General features: G+C 53.0%; 1 protein-coding gene. It reads right to left on the bottom strand.

Features of this window, described 5'->3' with window-relative positions; genetic code table 11:
- On the bottom strand, positions 1-3,399 hold a 3,399-nt coding region (locus R7R78_RS23690), incomplete at both ends, for a tandem-95 repeat protein (protein WP_225474335.1).

The following is a 3,399-nucleotide window of genomic DNA, read 5'->3' as shown; positions in this document are numbered from 1 at the left end:
AGTCTGCGGTTGGAGTGAACGTAGCAATCCCATTGACGATCGCCACTTGAATGTTGCTGTTGCCGGAGACGCTGAAGCTCAGCTCGCCATCCACGTTATCTACATCGCTGAAAGCGGTATTTAGATCGATGCTGTATGGGGCGAAATCTTCCGCCAAGGTTTGGTCTGCGATGCTGCTCTCAACCACAGGCGTGTCGTTCACCGCATTCACGGTGACGTTGACCGTGGCTTGGTCAGTCAGCGAACCATCGGTAACCGTGTAAGTAATTTCAGCGTCACCATGGAAGTTCTCAGCCGGTGTGAAGACCAACTTGCCGTCAACAATTTCAACTGTACCTTGGTCACTCGGCACAGATGCCGAGTCAATCGACAGCTTATCGCCATCAATATCGGTGTCGTTTGGCAGAACATCAATCGTCACTGGCATGTCTTCGTCAGTAATCGCCGTGTCATCTTTTGCCACTGGCGCATCGTTCACTGGCGTGACATCGACGTTCACCGTGGTGGACTCACTGACGCCACCGGAGGTAACGATGTAGGTAAAGCTGTCTGCCCCGTGGTAGTTGTCGTTTGGCGTGTAGGTTACGCTGCCGTCCGGGTTGACCGAGACCGTGCCATTGGCTGGGCCGTTATTGGTATCGAGCGACACCACTTTGTCGTCGCCTTCGAACGTGTCGTTACCTAAGACCTTGATGATGGTCGGCGTGTCTTCCACAACCGTCGCTTTATCTGCCACGATGTCTGCCACAGGCGCTACTGTGAAGTTCACCGTTTGGCTGACGCTTTCACCGCTTGGATCGGTGGCAGTAAAGGTTAACGCTTCTGAGCCGTTCCAGTCTGCGGTTGGAGTGAACGTAGCAATACCATTTTCTATTGAGACATTGACACTACTGTTACCAGAGACGCTAAACGTTAACTCACCATCGGCGTTATCCACATCGCTGAAAGCGGTATTTAGATCGATGCTGTATGGCGTAAAGTCTTCCGCCAAGGCTTGGTCTGCAATGCTGCTTTCAACCACAGGCGCGTCGTTCACCGCATTCACGGTGACGTTGACCGTCGCTTGATCAGTCAGCGCACCATCGGTGATGGTGTAAGTGATTTCAGCGTCACCATGGAAGTTCTCAGCCGGTGTGAACACCAGTTTGCCATCAACAATCTCAACTGTACCTTGGTTACTCGACACAGACGCTGATTGGATAGACAGCGTATCGCCATCAATATCGGTGTCGTTTGGTAGGACATCAATCGTCACTGGCGTGTCTTCGTCAGTAACAGCTGTATCATCTTTTGCCACTGGCGCATCGTTGACTGGTGTGACATCGACGTTCACCGTGGTGGACTCCGATACCCCACCCGACGTAACGATGTAGGTGAAGCTGTCTGTACCGTGGTAGTTGTCGTTCGGCGTGTAAGTGACGCTGCCGTCCGGGTTGACCGAGACCGTGCCGTTCGCTGGACCGTTATTGCTATCCAGCGACACCACTTTATCGTCGCCTTCGAACGTGTCGTTACCTAAAACCTTGATGATGGTCGGCGTGTCTTCCACAACCGTCGCGTTGTCTGCCACGATGTCCGCCACAGGCGCTACCGTGAAGTTCACCGTTTGGCTAACGCTTTCGCCGCTTGGATCGGTGGCCGTAAAGGTCAGCGCTTCTGAGCCGTTCCAGTCTGCGGTTGGAGTGAACGTAGCAATACCATTGACGATTGCCACTTGAATGTTGCTATTACCAGAGACGCTAAACGTTAACTCGCCATCCACGTTATCCACATCACTGAAGGCAGTATTTAGATCGATGCTGTATGGCGTAAAGTCTTCTGCCAAGGTTTGGTCTGCGAGGTTGCTTTCAACCACAGGCGTGTCGTTCACCGCATTCACGGTGACGTTGACCGTCGCTTGGTCAGTCAGCGAACCATCGGTAACGGTGTAAGTGATTTCAGCGTCACCATGGAAGTTCTCGGCTGGCGTGAAGACCAATTTACCATCAACAATCTCAACTGTGCCTTGCGCTTCAGGTACGGACGCCGATTGGATAGACAGCGTATCGCCATCAATGTCAGTATCGTTTGGCAGAACATCAATCGTCACTGGCGTGTCTTCGTCAGTAACAGCGGTATCATCGTTTGCCACTGGCGCGTCATTGACTGGCGTCACATCGACGTTCACCGTGGTGGACTCTGATACCCCACTGGACGTGACGATGTAGGTGAAGCTGTCTGTACCGTGGTAGTTGTCGTTTGGCGTGTAGGTTACGCTACCATCCGGGTTGACCGAGACCGTGCCGTTGGCTGGGCCGTTATTGGTATCCAGCGACACCACTTTGTCGTCGCCTTCGAACGTGTCGTTATCTAAGACCTTGATGATGGTTGGCGTGTCTTCCACCACCGTCGCTTTGTCTGCCACGATGTCCGCCACAGGCGCTACTGTGAAGTTCACCGTTTGGCTAACGCTTTCACCGCTTGGATCGGTCGCCGTAAAGGTCAGCGCTTCTGAGCCGTTCCAGTCTGCGGTTGGAGTGAACGTAGCAATACCATTGACGATTGCCACTTGAATGTTGCTATTACCAGAGACGCTAAACGTTAACTCGCCATCCACGTTATCCACATCACTGAAGGCAGTATTTAGATCGATGCTGTATGGCGTAAAGTCTTCTGCCAAGGTTTGGTCTGCAATGCTGCTCTCAACCACTGGCGTGTCGTTTACGGCATTTACGGTGACGTTGACCGTCGCTTGGTCAGTCAGTGCACCATCGGTGACGGTGTAAGTGATTTCGGCGTCACCATGGAAGTTCTCAGCCGGTGTGAACACCAACTTGCCGTCAACAATTTCAACTGTCCCTTGGTCACTCGGCACAGACGCCGATTGGATAGACAGCGTATCGCCATCGATATCAGTATCGTTTGGCAAGACATCAATCGTCACTGGCGTGTCTTCGTCAGTAACGGCATTGTCATTGGTCGCCACTGGCACGTCGTTCACTGGTGTGACATCGACGTTCACCGTGGTGGATTCACTGACGCCCCCAGATGTGACGATGTACGTGAAACTGTCTGTACCGTGGTAGTTGTCGTTTGGTGTGTAGGTTACGCTGCCGTCCGGGTTGACCGAGACCGTGCCGTTGGCTGGACCGTTATTGGTATCCAGCGACACCACTTTGTCGTCGCCTTCGAACGTGTCGTTACCTAAAACCTTGATGATGGTCGGCGTGTCTTCCACAACCGTCGCGTTGTCTGCCACGACGTCCGCCACAGGCGCAACTGTGAAGTTCACCGTTTGGCTGACGCTTTCACCGCTTGGATCGGTAGCCGTAAACGTTAGGATTTCTGAGCCGTTCCAGTCTGCCGTTGGGCTAATGGTCGCGATGCCATTTTCAATCGAAACCAACACGTTGCTGTTGC

Source organism: Vibrio sp. 2134-1, assembly GCF_033339495.1.
This window is presented reverse-complemented; position numbering and strand designations above follow the sequence as displayed.